This window comes from Microlunatus sp. M237 (genome assembly GCF_056896895.1).
On sequence record NZ_JBXHBL010000003.1, the window covers coordinates 708,635 to 730,962 of the forward strand.

The 22,328-nt window shown below is 68.5% G+C and carries 19 protein-coding genes; 8 read left to right on the plus strand and 11 right to left on the minus strand.

The window, feature by feature from the left end:
- Nucleotides 1-39: 39 nt before the first annotated feature.
- Nucleotides 40-939 (minus strand): PPK2 family polyphosphate kinase, encoded by a 900-nt coding sequence (locus AC1XX3_RS14380; protein ID WP_483321819.1) that lies wholly within the window; start codon nt 937-939, stop codon nt 40-42.
- A gap of 92 nt (nt 940-1,031) precedes the next feature.
- On the opposite strand from AC1XX3_RS14380, the gene AC1XX3_RS14385 reads away from it, so the two are divergent.
- On the plus strand, nt 1,032-1,796 hold the full coding sequence (locus AC1XX3_RS14385) for a dihydrofolate reductase family protein (RefSeq protein WP_483321820.1): 765 nt from the start codon (nt 1,032-1,034) through the stop codon (nt 1,794-1,796).
- A 16-nt stretch (nt 1,797-1,812) separates the two neighbouring features.
- Here AC1XX3_RS14385 and AC1XX3_RS14390 read toward each other — a convergent pair whose 3' ends face one another.
- Nucleotides 1,813-2,895, minus strand: coding sequence for a DNA polymerase domain-containing protein (locus tag AC1XX3_RS14390; protein ID WP_483321821.1), 1,083 nt, complete (start codon nt 2,893-2,895; stop codon nt 1,813-1,815).
- Nucleotides 2,896-3,141: 246 nt separating this feature from the next.
- On the opposite strand from AC1XX3_RS14390, the gene AC1XX3_RS14395 reads away from it, so the two are divergent.
- Together AC1XX3_RS14395 and AC1XX3_RS14400 are read left to right on the plus strand one after the other, a co-directional pair.
- Nucleotides 3,142-4,023 carry a hypothetical protein gene (locus AC1XX3_RS14395; protein WP_483321822.1) on the plus strand — a complete coding sequence of 294 codons (882 nt, stop codon included), beginning with the start codon at nt 3,142-3,144 and terminating at the stop codon, nt 4,021-4,023.
- A gap of 304 nt (nt 4,024-4,327) precedes the next feature.
- Nucleotides 4,328-6,571, plus strand: coding sequence for a winged helix-turn-helix domain-containing protein (locus AC1XX3_RS14400; protein ID WP_483321823.1), 2,244 nt, complete (start codon nt 4,328-4,330; stop codon nt 6,569-6,571).
- Nucleotides 6,572-6,607: 36 nt separating this feature from the next.
- On the opposite strand, the gene AC1XX3_RS14405 is transcribed toward AC1XX3_RS14400, so the two are convergent.
- From AC1XX3_RS14405 to gadC, 4 genes are all read right to left on the minus strand, one after another.
- Nucleotides 6,608-6,901: a carboxymuconolactone decarboxylase family protein gene (locus AC1XX3_RS14405; protein ID WP_483321824.1), complete on the minus strand. Its 294-nt coding sequence runs from the start codon at nt 6,899-6,901 to the stop codon at nt 6,608-6,610.
- A 114-nt stretch (nt 6,902-7,015) separates the two neighbouring features.
- Nucleotides 7,016-8,404, minus strand: coding sequence for a glutamate decarboxylase (gene gad / locus AC1XX3_RS14410; RefSeq protein ID WP_483321825.1), 1,389 nt, complete (start codon nt 8,402-8,404; stop codon nt 7,016-7,018).
- A 78-nt stretch (nt 8,405-8,482) separates the two neighbouring features.
- Nucleotides 8,483-8,950: a hypothetical protein gene (locus AC1XX3_RS14415; RefSeq protein ID WP_483321826.1), complete on the minus strand. Its 468-nt coding sequence runs from the start codon at nt 8,948-8,950 to the stop codon at nt 8,483-8,485.
- Between the two features lie 5 nt (nt 8,951-8,955).
- The gene (gadC, locus tag AC1XX3_RS14420) at nt 8,956-10,425 is read right to left on the minus strand and encodes a glutamate/gamma-aminobutyrate antiporter GadC (protein ID WP_483321827.1); all 1,470 of its coding nucleotides are present in this window, start codon (nt 10,423-10,425) and stop codon (nt 8,956-8,958) included.
- A 495-nt stretch (nt 10,426-10,920) separates the two neighbouring features.
- Here gadC and msrB point away from each other — a divergent pair, with 495 nt between their 5' ends.
- A complete protein-coding gene (msrB, locus tag AC1XX3_RS14425; RefSeq protein ID WP_483321828.1) occupies nt 10,921-11,361 on the plus strand; it encodes a peptide-methionine (R)-S-oxide reductase MsrB in 441 nt (146 codons plus the stop codon).
- A gap of 58 nt (nt 11,362-11,419) precedes the next feature.
- On the opposite strand, the gene hemQ is transcribed toward msrB, so the two are convergent.
- From hemQ to hemE, 3 genes are all read right to left on the minus strand, one after another.
- Entirely contained in the window at nt 11,420-12,100 is a 681-nt protein-coding gene (gene hemQ, locus AC1XX3_RS14430; RefSeq protein ID WP_483321829.1) for a hydrogen peroxide-dependent heme synthase, read from the minus strand.
- Between the two features lie 136 nt (nt 12,101-12,236).
- Nucleotides 12,237-13,619 (minus strand): protoporphyrinogen oxidase, encoded by a 1,383-nt coding sequence (gene hemG, locus AC1XX3_RS14435; protein ID WP_483321830.1) that lies wholly within the window; start codon nt 13,617-13,619, stop codon nt 12,237-12,239.
- A gap of 3 nt (nt 13,620-13,622) precedes the next feature.
- Complete coding sequence (gene hemE, locus AC1XX3_RS14440) at nt 13,623-14,687, minus strand: uroporphyrinogen decarboxylase (protein WP_483321831.1); 1,065 nt, start codon at nt 14,685-14,687, stop codon at nt 13,623-13,625.
- A 78-nt stretch (nt 14,688-14,765) separates the two neighbouring features.
- Between hemE and AC1XX3_RS14445 the strand changes: the two genes are divergently transcribed.
- From AC1XX3_RS14445 to AC1XX3_RS14460, 4 genes are all read left to right on the plus strand, one after another.
- Nucleotides 14,766-15,377: a DUF3000 domain-containing protein gene (locus AC1XX3_RS14445; protein WP_483321832.1), complete on the plus strand. Its 612-nt coding sequence runs from the start codon at nt 14,766-14,768 to the stop codon at nt 15,375-15,377.
- A gap of 62 nt (nt 15,378-15,439) precedes the next feature.
- Nucleotides 15,440-16,789 carry an HRDC domain-containing protein gene (locus tag AC1XX3_RS14450; protein ID WP_483321833.1) on the plus strand — a complete coding sequence of 450 codons (1,350 nt, stop codon included), beginning with the start codon at nt 15,440-15,442 and terminating at the stop codon, nt 16,787-16,789.
- Between the two features lie 59 nt (nt 16,790-16,848).
- On the plus strand, nt 16,849-18,054 hold the full coding sequence (locus AC1XX3_RS14455) for a thiolase family protein (RefSeq protein WP_483321834.1): 1,206 nt from the start codon (nt 16,849-16,851) through the stop codon (nt 18,052-18,054).
- On the plus strand, nt 18,051-20,189 hold the full coding sequence (locus AC1XX3_RS14460) for a 3-hydroxyacyl-CoA dehydrogenase NAD-binding domain-containing protein (protein WP_483321835.1): 2,139 nt from the start codon (nt 18,051-18,053) through the stop codon (nt 20,187-20,189). The genes AC1XX3_RS14455 and AC1XX3_RS14460 overlap by 4 nt, the downstream gene beginning before the upstream one ends.
- Before the next feature lie 33 nt (nt 20,190-20,222).
- Here AC1XX3_RS14460 and AC1XX3_RS14465 read toward each other — a convergent pair whose 3' ends face one another.
- Nucleotides 20,223-21,710, minus strand: coding sequence for an amino acid permease (locus AC1XX3_RS14465; protein ID WP_483321836.1), 1,488 nt, complete (start codon nt 21,708-21,710; stop codon nt 20,223-20,225).
- Nucleotides 21,711-21,825: 115 nt separating this feature from the next.
- Nucleotides 21,826-22,227, minus strand: coding sequence for a DUF3224 domain-containing protein (locus tag AC1XX3_RS14470; RefSeq protein ID WP_483321837.1), 402 nt, complete (start codon nt 22,225-22,227; stop codon nt 21,826-21,828).
- Between the last annotated feature and the right edge of the window lie 101 nt (nt 22,228-22,328).

Below are 22,328 nucleotides of genomic sequence, written 5' to 3' on the forward strand. Positions count from 1 at the left end.
CCTCAGCTGAACCCACTGGATGCGCGGATTAGCAGAGGTCTACGTCCGAGCCAACCGTGCCTTCTCCTGCTCCACGTCGAAGTCAGCGACCGGCCAAGTCAGGTTCATCTGACACAGGTGCTCCACGAGCAGCTGAGCCACCACCCAGTTGCGATACCACTTGCGATCCGACGGCACCACGAACCACGGGGCGGCGGAGGTGTTGCAGCGCTCCAGGACGGCTTCGTACGCCTCGGTGTAGGCGGACCAGTTGGCACGGGCGTCGACGTCGCCGGGGCTGTACTTCCAGTGCTTGGCCGGGTTGTCCAGCCGGGCGGCCAACCGTGACTTCTGCTCCTCCGACGAGATGTGCAGGAAGCACTTGATGATCACGGTGCCGGTCGATGCCAGGGCGGACTCGAAAGCGTTGATCTCGTCATAACGGGCATACCAGACCGACTGCTCCACCAGCGAGTCCACCCGCGCCACGAGAACATCCTCGTAGTGCGAGCGATCGAAGATGCCGACGATGCCGGGCGGCGGCAGCTCGCGTTCGATTCGCCACAGGTAATGGTGCTCGCGCTCCTCGGCGGTCGGCGGCTTGAACGCCTTGATCTTGATCCCCTGCGGGTCGACCATGCCGATGGCGTGGCGGATGACTCCACCTTTGCCGGAGGTGTCCATCCCCTGCAGGATGATCAACACCCTCGGGGTGTTCGGTGCCTCGACCCGACCCTCGGCGAACAGCCTTTCCTGCAGGTCCGACAGTTCGGGCATCAGCACCTGCTGCAGCGCAAGGGCGTCCGCCTTCGTGCCCGGAACGCCGGGAGTGGCCCGGGGATCGAAATCGGCCAGCGTGACGGGCCCGGTCGGCAGTCGGAGCAGCTCGCTGAGGCCGGACACCGGACCAGTCGGCGGTGCGCCGGTCGACTTCTGCTTCTTCTTGTCACTGGAGGCCATAAGGCGATTGTGCCCTAACCGCTTGCGGCGACGACATGGGGCGACAGCATGCGCCCTGATCAAGACGCCACGACCCGTGTCAGGATGGCCCGGTGCAGCTCATCTTCTCGCGCAGTGATCCTGCGGCCTGTGGGCAGCTGAACGACGACCAGTTGATCGCGCTCTATCGCAGTCCGCTGCCGGCCGACGGTCGCCCGTGGCTTCGCAGCAACTTCGTCACCTCACTCGACGGCTCGATCCAGGGGCCCGACGGCCGGTCCGGGAGCATCAACACCATCAGCGACCACCAGGTGTTCGCGCTGCACCGGGCGTTGGCCGACGCCATCGTGGTCGGGGCCGGTACGGCGCGGGCGGAAGGCTACCGGGCTGTCGATCTGGCGCCGTGGCAGCGAGAGCTGCGCGCGGCCGAGGGCTTGTCGCCCTTTCCGCTGCTGGTGATCGTCAGCGGTTCCCTGCAGATCGACCCCTCGGTGGCGGTGCCCGATGGCGACCATGGCGACGTGCTGGTCGTGACCTCGAGGGCCGGCGCCGGTGGGGACGTGTCCCGGTTGACCGACGCCGGCATCGACGTACTCGGCTTCGGTGACGACGAGGTGTCCGTGGTCGACATGGTGGACGCCCTGGCCGGGCGCGGACTGCAACGGCTGCTCTGCGAAGGCGGCCCGCGTCTGCATCGCGACCTGCTCGCGGCCGGGTTGGTGGACGGGGTGTCCTTGTCGGTCGCTCCCCGGTTGGTCGGCGGGGACGGGTCGCGCACCACCAGCGGCGCCATGCTGCCGGAGCCGATGGACTGCCAGCTCGACTTCGCCCTGTACGCCGACGACCACACCCTCTTCGTGGAGTACGTCAGACGCTGACCCGGGTCCTCGCCGGCTACTGCGCCACTCGGTTGCCTTCCTCATCCCAATGTCCCTCGACCTTCTTCGACGGCTGCACCCGTGGCGGCTCACCGGGCATCTTGGGGTAGTCGGGCGGGAAGTTGAGCTCACCGCCGGGCAACGTCTGCCAGAGGTCGAGCAACGGGTCGAGTGAGTACGCCTGATCGTCCATGTCCGCCCAGGGATCACCGTCGGCAAGGAGCTCGGGAACGCTGTACAGGTGCAGTGTCCGCGGATCCTTCAGCTCCGCGAGCTGCTCCCACGTCAGCGGCGTCGACACCGGAGCACCGGGACGAGCGCGCAAGCTCCAGGCGCTGGCGATGGTGCGGTCCCGGTTGTTCTGGTTGTAGTCGATGAACAGTCTCGAACCGCGCTCTTCCTTCCACCAGTTCGTCGTCACTCCCCCGTCCCGCCGCTCCAGCTCTCGTCCGAGACCGATGGCAGCGTGACGCACCTCCTCGAAGGTCCACTCCGGTCTGATCCGCACGTAGATGTGCACCCCCCGGTTGCCGCTGGTCTTGGGATACGCCCGCAGACCCAGCTCGAGCAGCAGTTCGTTGGTGACCAGCGCTACCCGCTGGGCGTCGGCGAAGGTGGTGCCCGGTTGCGGATCGAGGTCGATCCGGAGCTCGTCGGGGTGGTCCACGTCCGCCTGCCGCACGGGCCACGGGTGCAGGGTCAACGTACCCATCTGTGCGGCCCATACGATCGCAGCCGGCTCGGTCGGGCACAGCTCGTCCGCGGTCCGTCCACTGGGGAAGGTGATGCTCACTGTCTCGATGTAGTCGGGCGCACCCTTCGGCAGGCGCTTTTGGTAGAAGCCGTCGCCGTCCTTGTCCATCGGGCCGGTGGCCAGCCTCATTCCTTCGCGATAACCGTTGGGCCAGCGCTCCATCGCGGTGGGTCGCCCGCCCACCGCACGCATGAGCGGGTCGCCCACCGCCGCGAAATACTCGCACACGGCCAGCTTGGTGACGGCCGGCGTGAGCGCCGTGGCCTCATAGATCACGCGGTCGGGGCTAGACACCCGCACGTCGCGTTCGCCCACCCTGATCATCGCTGCCGCGCTCTTCGCCATGGGGCCACGCTAACGTCCGCCGGCGGCGAGGGGGCGAGCAAGGGTCGAATTGGTGGTTCCCTTACGGCAACCGCGGCAGAGTCGCCCGAATCCGCGGATACCGCACCCCGCGCTACCTGGAGCAGCCGGCGCCGCCGCGACCCGTGCCGGCAGCGTGCCCGTCGTCGGCGATTCGACGACGACCATAATTGGAGTCAGTCCACACATTCCCCACCTCGACACCGCGAGTGCGGTTAGCATGGCTAGGTGCTCACTGGGCTGCTGGCTGCTGCAGGAGCGGCACTCTGCTACGGCGTGAGCTCAATCCTCGAAGCCGTCGCGGCGCGCCGCGCCGAGGCCGTGGAGGGTCTGGACCCTCGACTGATGGTTCGCCTGCTCCGCTCCTGGACCTACCTGGCCGGCATCTGCATCGACGGTCTGGGGTTCTTGCTCAGCCTCGTCGCGGTCCGCAGCCTGCCGCTGTTCGTGGTCCAGTCGGTGGTGGCGAGCTTCCTCGCGATCACGGCCATCCTGGGGGCGCTGTTCCTGCGGATGCCGCTGAGCCGTGCGGACCGCATCGGGATCACCGTCGTGGTCGGTGGGCTGGTGCTGGTCGGCCTTTCCGCCACGCAGGATCGCAGCGTGGACGTCAGCAACGCCGAACAGTGGGGTCTGCTGGTGGCGGTCCTGCTGCTCGCCGGGGCCGCGATCCCGTTGGGCCGACTGCCGGGGTCCGCCGGCGCGCGGGCCCTGGGCGCCGTCGCGGGTCTGGCTTTCGGGGCCACCGCTATCGCTTCGCGGATGCTTCCTGGCAACTTGTCGCCACGCCACATCCTCGAGGAGGTGGGCCCGCTGCTGGAGAGCCCGGCGACCTACGCACTCGCCGCCGCAGGAGTTGTCGCGATGCTCACCTACTCCATCGCGCTGCAACGCGGCAGCGTCACCGAGGCCACGGCGCCGCTCGTCGTCGGGGAGACGGTGGCCCCGGCCCTGGTGGGCCTGCTGCTGTTGGGCGACCAGCCCCGCCCGGGGTGGGGTGTCGTCGCCGCGGTCGGCTTCCTCTTGGCAGTGGCCGGCGCGGTCAGCCTTGCCCGCCACGGCGAGGCGAGCCCGGCCGACACCCAGAGCCAGCGCGCGGACACGGCGTGAGACCGCCCAGTCGCCCGACTCCGTACGGGCGGCGAACCGCGTCGAGTTCTCTAGAGGTCCGGCCGACCGACGGGTCTGCCTGCCAAGCCGATGTACGGTCGAAAGACTCCTTGTCAGCAAGAAATCCCGACCCCGGGACGACGGGCACCAGATCATCCGGCATAGTGGAGACACCGGGGGTGATGGCTGCGTTAGGCACATGCACGAATAGCTGTCTCTAAGGGGTAAGGCCGATGAACCACCCGATGACTCGCCCGAATCAGTCGACTCGCGTCGACGCCAGTGTCCGCTCACGCTGGCGGCCGTGACCGCCGCCCGCGGACCCGGTCCGCCGGAGCTCGGGCTGGACGATGTCCTGCTCGGCGCCAAGCTCTCCGTTCCCCAGCCTCGTCCCGGTCTGGTGAGTCGGGCGGTGCTGACGGACGCGGCGCGCAACAGTGGCGCGGTCGCGGTCGGTGTCACCGCCCCCGCCGGCTACGGGAAATCGACGCTGCTGGCCGAGTGGGCGCGCCAGGAGCGTCGACGCGTCGGCTGGTTGTCCTTCGACCGACTCGATGACGACCCGAACACCCTCCTCTTCCTCCTCGCCTCGGCCTATGAGCGGGCAGTGCCAGAACATGCCGGGCTGGCCGCCGCGATGAGCGGTCTGAGCGCCGCTGCACTGGGCCGCGGAGCACCACGCATCGCGTCGGCGTTCTCGCGGGCCCCGGAACCGTTCATCCTCTTGCTCGACAACGTCCACGAGCTGCGCTCACCCGGTTGCCAGGACGTGCTCAGCGTTGTTCTGGCCGCGATCCCACCGGGATCCCAGGTCGTGACCGCAAGCCGCTACGCACAGCCACACCTGCCGCGACTTCGTGCCCTGGGCGACGCCGTCGAGCTGACCGCGCCAGACCTCACCCTCGACGCGAGGGCTGCGGCGCAGATCTTCGCGACCGCCCACGTCACCATCACGCCCGAACAGACGGCCGAGGTGACCGCGCGGACCGAAGGCTGGCCGGCAGGTCTGCAGCTCGCCGCCTTGATCGCCCGCGACGTACCAAGCGGAGCATGGGCGGTCTCGGGTGACGACAGGTACATCGCCGACTACCTTCACCGCGAGGTTTTTCGTACGTTCGACCCGGCGATCCAACGGTTCCTGCGGCGTACCGCGATCCTCGACCAGCTCCACGCGCCGCTGTGCGACGCCGTTCTGGAGGAGTCGAACGCCCAGGACCGGCTTCGGACCCTTGAAGCGTCCAACTCGTTCCTCGTCCCGCTCGATCGGCGGCGGGAGTGGTATCGCTACCACGCCTTGTTTCGCGACTTCCTGCTCGGCGAGCTTCGGCGGACCGATCCGGATCTGATTGAGAGGTTGCACCTGCGCGCAGCCGACTGGTTCCAGGCCCACGGTGCCCCGGCCATGGCTGTCGACTATCTGTTGGGCACCACCCAGAGGGATCGGTGCGCTCAGCTCGTCGCCGAGTTGGTGCGCACCACCTACGGCGAAGGACGGGTTTCGACGATCCAGCGCTGGATGACAGCACTCGGCGACTCAACGATCACGGACTATCCGCCACTGGCGGTCCTCGCCGGTTGGGTCGCTGCGTCCGTCGGACAGACGATCGAAGCCCAACGGTGGGCCGCTGTCGTAGCTGACGCCTCTTTCGACCAGACGCCGACGAGCGGCTCCGCGTCGTTCGCCTCCTCTCGATCGATGTTGCGCGCCATGATGTGTCCGGCCGGTCCCGAACAGATGATGGGCGATGCCGAGTTCTGTGTCGGCGAGGAGACCGAGTGGAGCCCGTGGCGGGCCATGGCGCTCTCCGTGCTGGCGGAAGCGCACCTGCTCTCGGGCGCACCCGCGCGCGCGGCGACGGCGTTCGAGGAAGGGACTGCCATCGGCCTCGCTGCGGGCAACACCGACGCCGTCGTGCTGAGCGAGTCCGGCCTGGCCCTTCTCGACATGGACGACGACCGCTGGGACGAGGCCGCCGAACACGTCGAGTTCGCGCTGAGCATGGTCGAGGAGCATTTGATGGACGACTACGCCATCAGCCTGCTGCCCTTTGCGGCTGCGGGGCGTCTCGCGGTCCATCGGGCCGACCTGGCCGAGGCCGACCGCCACGTCACCCGGGCCATGCGGGCGCGGGCGGCCTCCACCTTCGTGCTCCCCTGCCTGGCGACCAGGGGCAGACTCCAACTGGCCAAGGTCTTCTGGACCCGGGGCGACCAAGGCAGTGCCCGGCACCTGTTGCGCGAGATCGACGATATTCTCGCCCGCCGACCACGTCTGGGCACCCTGGTCGATGAGGTGGCCGAGTTCCGCAAGATGACGACGCCCGCGATGAGCAGCGCGTTACCCTCCAGCGTGCCGCTCACGCCGGCAGAGCTTCGAGTTCTGCCATATCTCCAAACCCACCTCCGAATCGTCGACATAGCCCAACGACTGCAGGTCTCGCGCAACACCGTCGCGTCCGAGGTCTCCGCCATCTACCGCAAGCTGGGCGTCTCGTCGCGCCGTGAGGCAGTGCGCCAAGCGACAGTCCTCGGGTTGGTCGGGGGCTGACCGGGCAGTCGGGCTGAGCAGCCCGACTGCCACGGTTCACCCGTCGGAGAGATCCTCGGTGTCATAACCCAGGGCCAGTGCCAGTTGGGAAGCCGCGGTCACGACGTGCACCGGGCCGACGATCGGGAGGACCGCCACGAGGGCGTCCACGATCTCGTCGACACTTGCTCCGGCGCTCACCGCACTGTCGGTGAGCGCACCGTAGGAAGGAACACTGCCACAGCCCATCGCCGCGAGAGCGCCCAGCTGGACCAGCATCATGGTCTTCGCGTCGAGCGATGGCTCGGCCCAGCTGAGCGAGTTGGCTGTCGTCTGATCCTCCACCGGCATCTGGTTGAACGCTAGCCGGCGCAGCCGTTCTCTCGGGTCCATGGTGACCGATCTGAGTCAAAGTCTTGCCCTAGCGGCCACAACGCCGGCGCGCACGCTGCCCCGGGCCCGGCGTCAGTGATGGAAGCCACCGGCCTCTTCCTCTGTCATCGACTCCTTCGGCGCGTGGTTCTCCAGAATCTTCATCGCGCGCCGATAGTCGTCGAGCAGCAGCGAGGCCATATCCAAGCTGAAGTCGTGTCGAACCAGGATCCGTTGGATCGCCAGGTCCTCCCGGTGTGGCGGCAGCGTGTAGGCCGGTACCTGCCAACCGCGGCTCCGCAGTCGATCAGCCAGGTCGAAGAGGGTGAATCCGTGCTCAACGCCCTCCTTCAGCTTCCAGGTGAGACCCGGGATGCCGCCCCGACCGTCATAGATCATCTCGAACGGACCCATCCCGGCAATCTCATCGGCGAGATAGTGCGCGGTCTGGTAACCCGCCTCATGGATCTTGCGGTAGCCCTCCCTCCCGAGCCGAAGGAAGTTGTAGTACTGCGCGACGATCTGTCCGCCGGGCCGAGAGAAGTTCAGCGCGAAGACGGCCATGTCGCCGCCGAGGTAGTTGACGTGGAAGACAAGGTCCTCCGGCAGATCGGACGCGTCGCGCCAGACCGCCCAGCCGACGCCCAACGGAGCAAGGCCGAACTTATGACCCGAGGCATTGATCGACTTCACCCGCGGCAACCGGAAGTCCCAGACGAGGTCCGGGTCGACGAATGGTGCGATGAAACCCCCACTGGCCCCGTCGACGTGGATGGGGACATCGAGTCCGGTATCGGCCTGCAGCTTGTCCAGCGCTGCAGCCACGTCCGCCACGGGCTCGTACTGACAGGTGAATGTGACGCCCAACGTGGGCACGACGCCGATGGTGTTCTCGTCAACCCGCTTGACCGCCTCCTCGGGCGACATGATCAGCCTGTCGGCCTCCATCGGGATCTCGCGGAGCTCGACGTCCCAGTAGCGGGCAAACTTGTGCCAGCAGATCTGGACCGGGCCGCAGACGAGGTTGGGTCGATCGGTCGGCTTGCCGTCAGCGCGCCGACGTTCACGCCACTTCCACAGCAGCGCCATCCCGCCGAGCATGGCTGCCTCGCTCGACCCAGTGGTCGAGGTGCCCATCGTGTTGGCTGCATCCGGACTGTTCCAGAGGTCGGCAAGCATGTGGACACAACGCGCCTCGAGCTCGGCGGTCTGCGGGTATTCGTCTTTGTCGATCATGTTCTTGTCGACCGACAACGCCATCAGGTCCCGGATCTCAGGGTCGACCCAGGTCTGGCAGAACGTCGCCAGGTTCTGGCGTGAGTTCCCATCCAGCATCAGCTCGTCGTGGACGACCTGGTACGCGTGCCGCGGCACCTGTTCGTTTTGTGGGAACTTGTACTTCGGCATGGCGACCGACAGGTCGCTCGACGCGAAGACGTCGTCCTCGAGGTCGGCGCGGACTGAGTTCTTGTTGTGCAACATGATAAAGAGGGCTCCTCGTGTCTCGCGGGCAGGGCTCGCGCTCGGTTCATCTGGTGGTCTACGCCTCGCGGTCGTCGCTCAGCGGGTCGAAATGGTCACTTCGGTCTCCAGCACACCGATCTCGTCTTGGAGCTTCTGTGCCAGGTCCGGGCAGTAGGTCTCGATGACGGCGATGTCGTAGGCGAGGACTGTCGGGTCCATCACCACGCGCCGCAAATGGATGGAGTTGTTGCCGAACTGCGCCAACGCCAGTTCTTGCTGCAGCTCTCCGACGTTCTCGCAGCTCACCCCGCCGTCGGTCCCGTACAGCACGGCCGCGGTGGAGGGGTCGACCGGCGGTAAGCCCGCCGCCTCCAGCCTGTCGTTGAGCTGCTGCGCCAACGCCTGTGCCTGCTCGCTGTCGGGACCGGACGAGGTCCCGGCGGCGGTGCACCCGGAGAGCGCGACGCACACCCCGAAGGCGAGACCCGCCATCCGTAATCCGGTCTTGCGCGGTCCCGCCTGCACTCTGGTGGGACCGACTGCTCGTGGCTGCTTGGTTCTCATCGGGCTCACGTCTCCTGAACTGGTGTGTCGGTGTGGGTGCTGTCCGCGGACGGCTCGATCTTCCAGCCCGGCTTACGCAGCTTGTACAAGATCAACGGCCAGACGCCGAGAACGACGATGCCCGCCACGAGAATCAGGATGTAGATGCTCTGAGGGGTTGAGTCGGCGTTTCCCGATGGCTCGACGAACCCGAGCAGGAAGGCTGCCGCGCTGGCCACCAGACCGACCGATCCGACGAGCGTCATCGCGGGGGTCCGGAACCCGCGCTTTACGTCGGGGTGCGTGCGACGCAGTCGCATCGCGGCCAGGAACATGAGCATGTACATGATCAGATAGAGCTGTACGGCCATCGCCGTCAGAATCCAGAAGACGGACTGCACCGACGGGAGGATCGCGAACAGGATGGCCATTGCGGTCACGATGATGCCTTGGACCATCATGATCGGAACCTGCATTCCCCGGTTGTTCGTCTTCTGCAAGCGAGGCGGGAGATAGCCTTCCTTGCCGACCAGGAGAAGGCCACGGCTCGGTCCGGGAATCCAGGTCACGACCGAAGCCAGGATCCCTACCACGATCAGCAGGGCCATCACTGTGGTACCCCAGGGAATCCCGATGTGCCCGAAGAAGACGTCGAAGGCCTGGAGCACGCCCTGGGTCAGGTTGACGGTGGACCCCGGCACCCCGACGGAGATGGCGAGGGTCGGCAGGATGAAGACGAACAGGATGAGCACGACCGACAAGATGATGGCCTTGGGGAACTCCTTGCCGGGCTTGCGCATGTCAACAACGTGGACCGCGTTCATCTCCATCCCGGCGTAGGAAAGGAAGTTGCTCACGATGAGCACAATGCTGGCCAGTCCGGTGAAGGTCGGGAACCATTGCGCGTCACTGACGGGCGCGAGGTTCGAGACGCCGCCGTCCTGGATGAACACGAAAGCGAAGATGATCAATGCCGCGGACGGCACGATCGTGCCGAGCAGGAAGCCCCAGGTCCCCACCTTGGCGAACGCATCGATACCACGGGTGGCGATGAGCGTTGAGAGCCAATACACGATGAGGATCACCAGACCGGTGAAGATGCCGGAGTTGGCGAGCGCTGGATTGAACACGTACGCGAGCGCAGACGCGAAGAAGGCCAGCTGGGCCGGATACCACGCGACGTTCTGCATCCACTGCTGCCAGATGGCGATGAAGCCGATTCGGTCGCCATAGGCTTCCTTGACCCAGACGAAGACTCCACCCTTCCACCCGCTGGCCAACTCTGCGGCCACCAACGCCACCGGCACCATGAACAAGATCGCGGGCAGGACGTAGAGGAAGATCGACGCCCACCCGTAGGCGGCCATGGCCGGCAGACCACGGACGCTGGCCACGGCCGTGGCGATGAGGATCGCCATCGACGTCCAGCTGATGAATGTTCGAGCAGGTGCCTGTGCTCGCGCAGGTGAGGGCTGATGATCTTGCTGTCGAGCCATGACTCACGTCCTTCCGCTGACTGTCCCGGATCACGACGCTACGGCCCGGTCACCGGATCAGGCATCATTCAGAATGAATGATGCGGCTCCGAACACGCGTCCATTGCGCTATATCGGCTCCAACTTTTGACTGAATAGTCTCAGCGAATGGACTCGTCGCTCATCGGACGTTCGGCCTCGCGCCTCGGGCTCGGGTGTCGGGGCACCGCGGGATGCGCAGGTTGACCGTCGACCGCCGGCGCACAGGGCCGTGTCAGGCGAGTGATGGGCCCGGGCAGAAGACGGACTGTCCGCACGCCCGCCGGCACCGGACCCACCGAAGAGGTCCGTCGCGACCGGTGGCGCCGGCTCGCCCCGTAGCCGGGCCGACGATGGGCCATCCGGTGTCCGCTACGGAGCGGAATAGGCTGGTCGCAGCCCGGGTTGACCAGAAGCGCGGCACGCCCGCCCGGCCGGGGCGGAAGCGGCGGCGTCCCGATCGGAGGAGGAGAGATCATGACCGACGTATCCAGCACCGGACCTGCGGCCCAGGTGGGCAAGGTGGTCAAGTCCGAGCAGGAATGGCGGGCGCAGCTGAGTCCTGCCGAATATCACGTGCTGCGCGAGGCGGGCACCGAACGGCCGTTCACCGGCGAATACACCGACACCACGACCCGGGGCATCTATCGATGTCGCGCCTGCGGCACCGAACTGTTCCGCAGCACCACCAAGTTCGAGTCGCACTGCGGCTGGCCGTCGTTCTTCGCACCACTCGCTGAGGACCGGGTGGTGTATATCGAGGACAAGACCATGTTCATGAAGCGGGTCGAGGTCCGCTGTGCTGCGTGCAACTCGCATCTGGGGCACGTCTTCGAGGGCGAGGGCTATGACAACCCGACCGACCTGCGGTACTGCATCAACTCGATCAGCCTGACGCTGGAGCCCGAGGAAGCCTGAGCTCGCAACGCCGACGTCGCGGCACCGCATCCCGCCGGGATGTGGTCCCGCTGCTGTCTCACCAGGTGCCGAGAATCGTGGCCAGCTCCCGGCGGCGGCCGGTGTAGAACGGAGTCTCCTCGCGGGTATGACGACGGGCCTCGGCGGAACGCAGCTCGCGCATCAGATCGACGATGCGGTGCAGCTCGTCGGCCTCGAATGCCAGCATCCACTCGTAGTCGCCGAGGGCGAAGGACGACACCGTGTTGGCGCGGACGTCGGGGAACGGCCGGGCCATCATCCCGTGCTCGCTGAGCATGGCCCGGCGCTCCTCGTCCGGCAGCAGGTACCACTCGTAGGAGCGTACGAACGGATAGACACACAGGTGCGCCTTGGGCTCCTCGCCCTGCATGAACGCCGGTACGTGACCCTTGTTGAACTCCGCCGGTCGATGCAGAGCCAGCTGGGACCACACCGGCTCCAGGTGGTCGCCGAGTGGTGACCGGCGCAAGGCGTGGTAGGCGTCCTGCAGCGCTTCGGAGGTCGGGGCGTGCCACCACACCATCAGGTCGGCGTCGGCGCGGAGGCCGGCCACGTCGTACCAGCCGCGGATGACCACGTCCCCACCCTCGGTCGCGGCTGCCACCGCAGTCAGTCCCGCCTCGGCCAGCTTCTCCGCCGGAGCGCTGAGTGGTTGAGCCCGGCGGTAGACGGACCACATGGTGTAGCGAATGGTGTCGTTGATATCGCGCGCTTTCATCTGTGCCTCTCTGTTGCGTTGGTTCTATTGTCGGTCGCCCTCGCAGCGCGGTGCTCCCCCGGGGGCAGCCCACCCGGGCTCCGCCCCAGTCCGGTCAGCCCAGTCCGGTCAGGCCAGTCTGGTCAGCCCGGTCCGGTCAGCCCAGTCCGGTGAGGGCGTCCTGAGCCGCGCGGGTGCCGGTCCCGATGCAGGCAGCGATCCCGACCCCGTCCAGCGCGGCCCCGGCCACGGCCAGGCCAGGGATCTCGGCCACCGCCCGGCGTAGTCCGGCCACCATCGGGCCATGACCGACCAGATACTGCGGCAGCGCACCGCCCCAGCGACGCACGGCTGCGGTGAGCAGCTCCGCGCCCGCCCAGCCCTGGACGGTGCGAGCCTCGGCGAAGGTCCGCTCCAGCAGCCGGTCATCGTCGAGCTGCAGCAGGTGCTCCTCGCCGAGGCGGCCGACACTCGCCCGGACGACCGCCACGCCGTCACCCCAGGTCGCACGCGCCCGCTCTGCCACCCAGTCCCACTTGGCGCTGGAGAAGGTGAACGCCTTGATCGTGGGCAGCTGCCCCGGTGGCACCAGCAGACCGGACCCCGTCAGCTCCGCGCCGCGCACGACCAGAGTGACCACGGCCATCGAGGCGTACGGGATCGCGGCCAGCGCGGCGGCCTGAGCCGGCAGCAGCACGTCCAGCAGCCTCGCCGTCGGCGTGGCTGGAGCGGCCAGCACCACCGCGTCGGCGCCGATGGTCTCCGCCGCCGGCACCGGCCCACAGGTGAGCGTGAACCTGCCGTCGGATCGTCGGTCCAGCCCGCGGACAGCGGTGCCGGTCCGCAGCTCGACCCCCAACCGAGTGAGGTCGGCGACCAGCGCGTCCACCAGACCCGAGACGCCACCGGGCAACCCGGCGAACACGGGACCACTCGCCGTGGTCGGACTGAGGGAACGAGCGTGCTCAAGCAGCGAACCGCCCGCGCGTGCCGACTCGTAGAGCCGCGGCGATACCGCGGCGAAAGAGAGGTCTCGCGCGTGGCCGGCATAGACACCGCCCAGCAGCGGCTCCAGCAGTCGATCGGTCACCTCCGGGCCGAACCGTTCGTCCACGTAGCGCCCGATCCCGACGTCGCCCTCCAGCGCCGGGGCGGGCAGCGCCGGTTCCTGTCGCGCCCGGGCCAACCCGTCGTCGCTCAGATAGCCCGCCAGCCGCTCCAGGTCCACCGGTACGCCCATCGCCTGCGGCGGCAGCGCGCGGATCTGATGTTCGATCAGCACCTGCGCCTTCGCGGTTCTCGGGTGCACCAGCTGCTCGGTCAGCCCAAGGGCCGCCGCCAGGTCCACGGCCTCGGGTCGCCGGGCCAGCACCGACTCCGCCCCGGTATCCACCCGGACACCGTCCAGGTTGACGGAATCGAGCTTGCCGCCCAGCCGGTCCGATGCCTCGAGCACCCGAACCGAGGCACCGGCGAGGGCCAGGGTCCGGGCCGCGCTCAGGCCTGCCACCCCACCGCCGACCACCACCGCGTCGACCATGACTCAGGCGCCTGTCGCGCGGGCCTCGGCCCGCAGCTGCGGACCCTCCGTGTGCACCAGCTCCACGATCCGACCGAGCACGGCCGGGTCGGTGGTCGGCGGCACGCCGTGGCCGAGGTTGAAGACATGCCCCGGTGCGGCGGCACCCGACCTGACGACCTCGCGCACCCGTTCGGCCAGAATCGGCCACGGTGCGGTGAGCAGTGCCGGGTCGAGATTGCCTTGAACGGCATAGTCGGGCCCGATCCGCCGGCTGGCCTCGGCCAGCGGCGTACGCCAGTCCACCCCGACGACGTCGGCGCCGGCGCCACCCATCAGAGCGAGCAGCTCCGATGTGCCCACCCCGAAGTGGATTCGGGGGACGCCCAGCTCGCCGATCCGCGCCAGGACCCGGGCCGAGTACGGCTGGACGTAGCGGGCGTAGTCGGCCGCCGACAAGCTGCCGGCCCAGGAGTCGAACAGCTGCACAGCACTGGCCCCGGCCGCCACCTGGACCGCGAGGAAGGCCGCAGAGATGTCGGCGAGCCGCGAGCACAACTCGTCCCAGATCTCCGGCTCGCTGACCATCAGGGACTTGGTCCGGGCGTAGTCCTTGCTTGGGCCGCCCTCGACCAGATAGCTGGCGAGGGTGAACGGCGCGCCGGCGAAGCCGATCAGCGGGCGCTCGCCCAGCTCGGCCACCAGGAACGAGACGGCCTCGGTGACGTACTCCACGTCGGTGGGCTCCAGGCCTCGCAGCACGGCCAGGTCGGCCCGGCTGCGGATCGGCGCGGCGATGACCGGACCGGTGCCCGGGACGATATCGAGATCGACGCCGACCGCCTTGAGCGGCACCATGATGTCGGAGTAGAAGATGGCGGCGTCGACGCCATAGCGCCGGACGGGCTGCAGCGTGATCTCGGTCACCAGGTCCGGTCGGGTGCAGCTGTCGAGCATCGGCACCCCTTGGCGGACAGCCTTGTATTCCGGCAGCGACCGCCCGGCCTGACGCATGAACCAGACCGGCACGCGGTCGTCGAGCTGGGTCCGGCGGCAGGCGGCAAGGAAGACCGAAGAAGAGGTGAGCACCCGTGAACTCTTTCACGAGCAGCGCCGTTTCGGCGCGTCGAGTGCCTCTACCACACCCCCCGCCCATAGGCTCGCCTGGTGGGAGCAACGATGGACGCGTCACCGACACCGGATCTCTTTCGGCGCGCCGCACAAGAGCTGATGACCGCGGCCTGGCGCCCCGAGCTGCTGGTCGAGGAGATCCCGGCCCCGCAGCGGATCGCGCCCTTCTCCGCGGCCATCACCGCTGATGTCGTGGTGGGCGGCGAAGACGTCGGCAGCGGGCGACTGATCCTGCTGCACGATCCGGCCGGCAACGCTGCCTGGCAGGGCACCTTCCGCTGCGTCACCTTCGCCCGGGCCGACATCGATCCCGAGATGGTCACCGACCCGTTGCTGGCGACCGTCGGCTGGTCCTGGCTGATCGATGCCCTGGACGCCCACCAGGCCGACTACGTGGCGCCCAGCGGCACCGTGACCTCGGTGTCGAGTGAGTCCTTCGGTGGAATGGTCGAGGACCCGCCGCGGGCCGAGGTCGAGATCCGCGCGTCGTGGACGCCGCAGCTGAGCGACCAGGCCGGATTGACCCATCATCTTCAGGCGTGGGGTGAACTACTCTGTACGACGGCGGGGCTCCCCCCGCTGCCCGCCGGCGTGGTTGCGATGCCCTCTCGGCGGACCCCACCGACCCGAAAACCGCGGAGACGTTGACAGACACACTTCGTACGCCCGAGCCCGGCTCGTCCGACCCCACGCGCGATGACGACCTGAGCGTGGGGTCCACCGGATCCCAGGCGGGCGGACACTCCGCCGTCGAGGTGGATGACGCACCAGTCCCGCTGCTGACCGAGCCGGCCGACGGCGTGCCCGCGGTGATCACCACCGACGAGGCCCTGGACGCCGCCATCGAGGCACTACGGGCGGGCACCGGGCCCGTCGCCGTGGACGCCGAACGCGCTCACGGGTTCCGCTACAGCCAGCGGGCGTACCTGATCCAGCTGCGCCGGGCCGGCTCCGGCACCCACCTGGTCGACCCGATCGCCTTCGGGCAGCCGGCCGATCTGAGCCGGCTGGGCGAGGCCATCGCCGACTGCGAGTGGGTCATCCACGCAGCCAGCCAGGACCTGCCCTGCCTGTTCGAGGTCGGCATGGTGCCGCGGACGCTGTTCGACACCGAGCTCGCCGGACGACTGCTCGGCTATCCGCGGGTGGCGCTGGGGACGCTGATCGAGGAGCACTTCGGCGTACGTCTGCTGAAGGAGCATTCCGCGTCGGACTGGTCGACCCGGCCCCTGCCCGCCGACTGGCTCACCTACGCCGCGTTGGACGTGGAGCTGCTGGTCGAGCTGCGCAACGTCCTCGCCGCCGAGCTGGAGGAGGCGGGCAAGGCCGAGTTCGCGCGCCAGGAGTTCGCCGCACTCGCCGCCGGCGCCGGCACCGCCAACGAACCTCGGACCGACCCGTGGCGCCGCACCTCGGGCATTCACAAGGTACGCACCCGGCGAGGGCTGGCCTACGTCGCCGAGCTGTGGGCAGCCCGGGACGAGATCGCCCAGCGGCTCGACCGGGCGCCGGGCAAGATCCTGGGTGACGCTGCCATCTCCGAGCTGGCAGCCGCGCCGACGCCCGACCGGGCGGCGATGCGACAGATCGCGCTGTTCTCCCGCCGTCAGGCGAAGCGGTTCGAGTCGACCTGGCTGAGCGCGGTGACCCGGGTGCAGGCGCTGACCGACTCTCAGCTGCCGGCGATGCACCTGCCCAATGACGGCCCCCCTCAGGCCCGCCTCTGGGCGGCCAAGGACCCGGCGGCTGCGCTCCGGTTGACCAAGGTCCGCGACGCGCTCACCGCACGGGCGGCGGAGCTGAGGCTCCCGATCGAGAACCTGCTCACTCCCGACTTCGTCCGTCGGGTGGCCTGGCGACCCCCCACCCCGCTGACGACCGAGACCGTCGATGCCGCGCTGGCGGCGCTCGGTGCCCGCCCGTGGCAGCGGGAGCAGACCGTCGAGCTGATCACCGAGGCGATGCTGGCCGCTGATCAGGCTGGAACTAGCAGCGCCCAGCCAGTCCCGGCGGTGGCCGCCTCGGACGTCGAGAAGAGCGAGACCGACCCCGTCAGCTGATCGCCGGCAAATTCTCACGACCCCGTCGCAGGTTGTTACTCGTGAGTAATATGACAGCCATGCCCCGTGAATCCCGTGAGGTCGTCTTCGTCGACGGCGTCCGTACCCCGTTCGGCAAGGCCGGCTCTCTCTACGCCGAGACCCGGGCCGATGACCTGGTGGTGAACTGCATCCGCGAGCTGATGCGTCGGCACCCCGAGCTGCCACCGGAGCGGGTCGATGAGGTCGCCATCGCAGCCACTACCCAGACCGGCGACCAGGGCCTCACCATCGGCCGGACCGCTGCCCTGCTCGCCGGGCTCCCCCGGTCAGTTCCGGGCTATGCCATCGACCGGATGTGCGCCGGCGCCATGACCGCCGTGACCAGCGTGGCGTCCGGGATCGCCTTCGGTGCCTACGACGTCGCCATCGCCGGCGGGGTGGAGCACATGGGCCATCACCCGATGGGTGAGGGCGTCGATCCGAACCCACGGATCGTCGCCGAGAAGCTGGTCGACCCGTCGGCGCTGGTGATGGGCTCCACGGCCGAGAACCTGCACGACCGGTTCCCCGCCATCACCAAGGACCGCGCCGACGCGTTCGCCGTGCTCAGCCAATCACGGGTGGCCACGGCCTACCGTGCCGGCGTCATCCAGGAGTCGCTGGTGCCGATCGCCACCCGCAGCACCGAGTACGGCTGGGGTCTGGCAACCATGGACGAGCCACCACGACCGGGCACCACCCGCGAGGCGCTGGCCACCCTGAAGACCCCGTTCCGCTCCCACGGCCGGGTCACCCCGGGCAACGCGGCCGGGCTCAACGACGGAGCGACGGCCGCGCTGGTGGCCGCCGAGACCACCGCGGCCGAGCTCGGACTGCCGGTGGCGATGCGGCTCGTGTCGTATGCCTTCGCCGGTGTCGATCCGGAGGTGATGGGGGTCGGTCCGATCCCCTCCACCGAGCGAGCCCTGCGGCTGGCCGGATTGAGCATCGACGACATCGGCGCCTTCGAGATCAACGAGGCCTTCGCGGTGCAGGTGCTCGCCTTCTTGGACCACTTCGGCGTCGACGCCGACGACGACCGGGTCAACCCCTACGGCGGCGCCATCGCCCTGGGCCATCCGCTGGCCAGCTCCGGCGTCCGGCTGATGATCCATCTCGCCCGGAGCTTCCGCGAGCACCCTGAGGTTCGCTACGGGATCACCACCATGTGCATCGGCCTCGGCATGGGTGGCACCGTCATCTGGGAGAACCCCCACCACCGCGACGCAGGAGTGACCCGATGAGCACCGATCTCGAGGCGCTGCTGGCCCGCGCGTCCGCCCTCACCGAGGGTGAGGTGGTCACCCGGGCCCTCAGCCGCGACGTGATCCTGCCGCACGCCGGCACGACGGCCGTACTCATCACCCTCGACAACGGCCATGACCATCGCCGACCCAACACCCTCGGCCCGCGCAGCCTTGCCTCGCTGAACGCCGCCATCGACGCCGCGCTGGCCCGCGAGGACGTGACGGCGGTCGCGATCACCGGCAAGCCGTTCATCTTCGCCGCCGGAGCCGACCTGACGGGCGTACCGCAGATCACCGAGCGGGAACAGGCGGAGACCATCGCCAAGATCGGACACGCGGTCTTCGCCAAGCTGACCGACGCCACCGTGCCGACCTTCACCTTCTACAACGGGCTGGCGCTCGGTGGCGGCTTGGAGATCGGGCTGCACTGCCACTACCGGACCGTGTCGGCCGCGGCGGCCGGGTTGGCGTTGCCGGAGTGCTTCCTCGGCATGGTGCCCGGCTGGGGCGGCGCCTTTCTGCTGCCCAACCTGATCGGCGCCGAAGGTGCGGTGCGGGTGATCATCGAGAACGCACTCAGCCAGAACCGGATGCTGAAGGCTCGTGACGCATACGCCCTCGGGGTCGTCGACGCGATCTTCGACGGCGCCGACTTCCTCGAACGATCCCTCGATTGGGCCGGGTCGATCGTGGCCGGCTCGACCGTGGTCGACCGGGTCGAACCCGACCGGAGCGCCGCCTGGGACGAGGCGGTGGCCGAGGGCCGCGCCTTCGTCGACCTCAAGGTGTCCGGCGCGGCGCCGGCTCCGTATCGGGCGCTCGAGTTGATCGCCGCGGCCCGCACCGCGGACCGGCTCGAGGCGTTCGCGGCCGAGGATGCCGCTCTGGCCGATCTGCTGCTCAGTCCGGAGCTGCGGGCCGGGCTGTACGCCTTCGAGCTGGTGCAGAAGCGCGCCAAGCATCCGGCCGGGGCGCCCGACACGGCGCTGGCCCGACCGGTCACCGCCGTCGGTGTGGTCGGCGCCGGTCTGATGGCCAGCCAGCTGGCCTGGCTCTTCGTCCGCCAGCTGCAGGTCCCGGTCACCATCTCCGACCTCGACGCCGACCGGGTGGCCGCCGGGGTGGCGTACGTCCACGGGGAGATCGACACCCAGCTGGGCAAGCGCCGGATCTCCAGCGACCACGCCAATCGGCTCAAGGCCCTTGTCACCGGCACCACCGACCAGGCCGACTTCGCCGGCTGCGACTTCGTCATCGAAGCCGTCTTCGAGGAGCTCGGCGTCAAGCAGCAGGTGTTCGCCGAGCTGGAGCGCCACGTCGACCCCACCTGCGTCCTGGCCACCAACACCTCCTCACTGTCGGTGACCGCGATGGCCGACGGTCTGCAGCATCCGGAACGGGTGGTCGGGTTCCACTTCTTCAACCCGGTCGCCGTGCTGCCGCTGCTGGAGGTCGTCCGCGCCGAGCGGACCGACGACCCGACACTGGCCACCGCGCTCGCGGTGGCCCGGACCCTGAAGAAGAACGCCGTGCTGGTGTCCGACGCACCGGCGTTCGTGGTGAACCGGGTGCTGACCCGGCTGATGAGCGAGGTCACCCAGGCGGTCGACGAAGGCACCCCGATCGAGGTCGCCGACGCCGCCCTGCGTCCCCTCGGCCTGCCCATGTCACCCTTCGTGCTGCTGCAGCTGGTCGGGCCGGCCATCGGCCTGCACGTCAACGAGACGCTGCACGAGGCCTTCGGCGACCGGTTCAACGTCTCGGCCAACCTCAAGGCGCTGGTCGAGGCGGGACGGCGCGGGATCTACGACTGGAACGGGGACGGCACGACCTACGTGTCGGACGAGACGCGGGAGCTGTTCACGATCGGGAACCGGCCCAGCACCGCGGAGGAGGTACGCATCCGCGCGCTCAGTGCGATCGCGGAGGAGATCGGGCTGATGCTGGCCGAGAAGGTCGTGGCGGCGCCGATGGACGTCGACCTGTGCCTGATCCTGGGAGCCGGCTGGCCGTTCCATCTCGGCGGCATCACGCCCTACCTCGACCGGGAGGGCATCTCGGAGAAGGTGATCGGTCGCACCTTCCTGCCAGCGGGTGTGGCCAGCGTCCGGACGGTGCCTGCCGAGGGCTGACCGCCGCGGTCGCGTCGGCTGGCGGGAGCCGCCTCAGCGCACCGAGCTGTTCATGTCGGTCAGCGTCTCCCCAGTGCCCACGCGCGCCTTGCGGTGGCCGTAGAGGAAGTAGATGGCGAAGCCGATCGCCATCCAGATGACGAACCGCAGCCAGGTCTCGACCGACAGGTTCAGCGTCAGATAGAAGCAGATCGCGGCCGACAGGATCGGCAGCACCGGCGAGAACGGGACTCGGAACGCCCGCGGCAGGTCGGGGCGGGTACGCCGCAGGATCACGATGCCGACCGAGACCAGGATGAACGCGGTCAGCGTGCCGATGTTCACCATCTCCTCGAGCTTGCCGATCGGGGTCAGGCCCGCGACCAGCATAGTGATCACACCGATGATCACCGTGATCACGTACGGCGTCTGGAACCGGGGATGCACCTTGCTCATCACCGGCGGCAGCAGATGGTCACGCGACATGGCGAACACCACCCGGGTGGCGCCGATCATCAGCGTCAGCACCACGGTCGTCAGGCCGGCGACCGCCCCGGCGGCGATCAGCGTCGCGTAACCCGTCTTGCCCAGCGAGGTGAACGCGGCGGCCAGCGCCGCCTTGGGGTCGATCTGGTCATACTTCACCATCCCGGTGATGACCAGCGAGACCGCGCCATAGAGCACCGTGCAGATCAGCAACGAGGCGAAGATCCCGATCGGCAGGTCGCGCTGCGGGTTCTTCGCCTCCTCGGCGGTGGTGGCGACCACGTCGAAGCCGATGTAGGCGAAGAACACCAACGCCGCACCGGTGAAGATGCCGGCCACGCCGAAGGCGGTCGGCTCCAACCCGAAGATGGTCTGGATCAGTGGCTGCTGATACCAGTGCTCCACCGCGGAGCCGGCCGACGCGGGCGGGATGAACGGGGAGTAGTTGGCAGTGTTGATGTAGCCGATGCCGGCGACGATGACGAACAGCACGACGAACAGCTTCACTCCGACCAGGACCAGGTTCACCCGCATCGACTCTTTGATCCCGACCGTGATCAAGGTGGCCAGCACCGCCACCAGCAGCATCGAGAGCACGTCCACCGTGCCGCCCGGGCCGATCGAGGCCGGCCAGGTGACGCCGAAGCTGTCCAGCAGCAGCACGGCGTACTGGCTCCAGCCCTGGGCCACCACGCTGGCGCCGAGCATCAGCTCCAGCAGCAGGTCCCAGCCGATGATCCAGGCAACGATCTCGCCCAAGCTGGCGTAGGAGAACGTGTAGGCCGACCCGGACACCGGCACGGAGGAGGCGAACTCGGCGTAACACAGTGCGGCAAGGCCGCAACAGACGGCGGAGATGATGAAGCTGATCACGATCGCGGGACCGGAGATGGTGGCCGCGGCCCGGCCCGTGAGGGTGAAGATGCCCGCGCCGATAATGACGCCGACGCCGAAGACTGTGAGGTCGACGGCGCTCAGGTTCTTCTTGAGCTGCCCGCCGGGCTCGTCGGTGTCGGCGATCGACTCCTCAATGCCCTTGGTCCGGAATACGCTCACTCGTCCACCTCCGGGTCGCGCCGGTCCCACGATGAGGCCGTCGGCTCACCCTAGCCAACGCCGCAGCCGGGGCGATAGGTCGCGGCCGCGATCGGCCGGGCGGTCGCTGGCGCCGTCACAGGGCGTAGTCGAACTCGATCCGGTGGGTCCCGTCGGCGTCGATCGTCAGCTGACCGGAGCCGCTGAGCCCCGCCAGCTGATCGGTGCCGCTGCCCGGGACGATCACCAGCAGGTCGTGCAGCCGGTCATGCCCGCCCACCGTGGTGGCCGAATGGGCGTAGTTGAAGGACCCGGACAGACCGGCGAACGTGCCGGCGAACGACTCCATCGCCACATAGGTGCCGACACCGGTGCTCGGGTCGAAGGCGGAGCTGAACTGCGTCACAGACCGGCCGACGAGTCCGCCCTCGTAGGTCTTGATCATGTGCGCGTGACCGGTCTGGGCACCGGTGATGATCTCGGGAGTCCAGTCGACGGAATCGAAGGACTCCACCCGGAAGGTGCAGGCGACATTCATAGTTCTCGGTCTCCTCGAGGCGGGGTACGGCAGAGGACCGGAATGCTAGTGGCGGCCACTGACACCCGGACAGCGCCTTTCGGACCGCAACGGAGCCGGCC

Coding starts and splice junctions, on each gene's coding strand:
- AC1XX3_RS14380 (WP_483321819.1), bottom strand. CDS start 939: ATGGCCTCCAGTGACAAGAAGAAGCAGAAGTCGACCGGCGCACCGCCG.
- AC1XX3_RS14390 (WP_483321821.1), bottom strand. CDS start 2,895: ATGGCGAAGAGCGCGGCAGCGATGATCAGGGTGGGCGAACGCGACGTG.
- AC1XX3_RS14405 (WP_483321824.1), bottom strand. CDS start 6,901: ATGCCGGTGGAGGATCAGACGACAGCCAACTCGCTCAGCTGGGCCGAG.
- gad (WP_483321825.1), bottom strand. CDS start 8,404: ATGTTGCACAACAAGAACTCAGTCCGCGCCGACCTCGAGGACGACGTC.
- AC1XX3_RS14415 (WP_483321826.1), bottom strand. CDS start 8,950: ATGAGAACCAAGCAGCCACGAGCAGTCGGTCCCACCAGAGTGCAGGCG.
- gadC (WP_483321827.1), bottom strand. CDS start 10,425: ATGGCTCGACAGCAAGATCATCAGCCCTCACCTGCGCGAGCACAGGCA.
- msrB (WP_483321828.1), top strand. CDS start 10,921: ATGACCGACGTATCCAGCACCGGACCTGCGGCCCAGGTGGGCAAGGTG.
- hemQ (WP_483321829.1), bottom strand. CDS start 12,100: ATGAAAGCGCGCGATATCAACGACACCATTCGCTACACCATGTGGTCC.
- hemG (WP_483321830.1), bottom strand. CDS start 13,619: ATGGTCGACGCGGTGGTGGTCGGCGGTGGGGTGGCAGGCCTGAGCGCG.
- AC1XX3_RS14455 (WP_483321834.1), top strand. CDS start 16,849: ATGCCCCGTGAATCCCGTGAGGTCGTCTTCGTCGACGGCGTCCGTACC.
- AC1XX3_RS14460 (WP_483321835.1), top strand. CDS start 18,051: ATGAGCACCGATCTCGAGGCGCTGCTGGCCCGCGCGTCCGCCCTCACC.
- AC1XX3_RS14470 (WP_483321837.1), bottom strand. CDS start 22,227: ATGAATGTCGCCTGCACCTTCCGGGTGGAGTCCTTCGATTCCGTCGAC.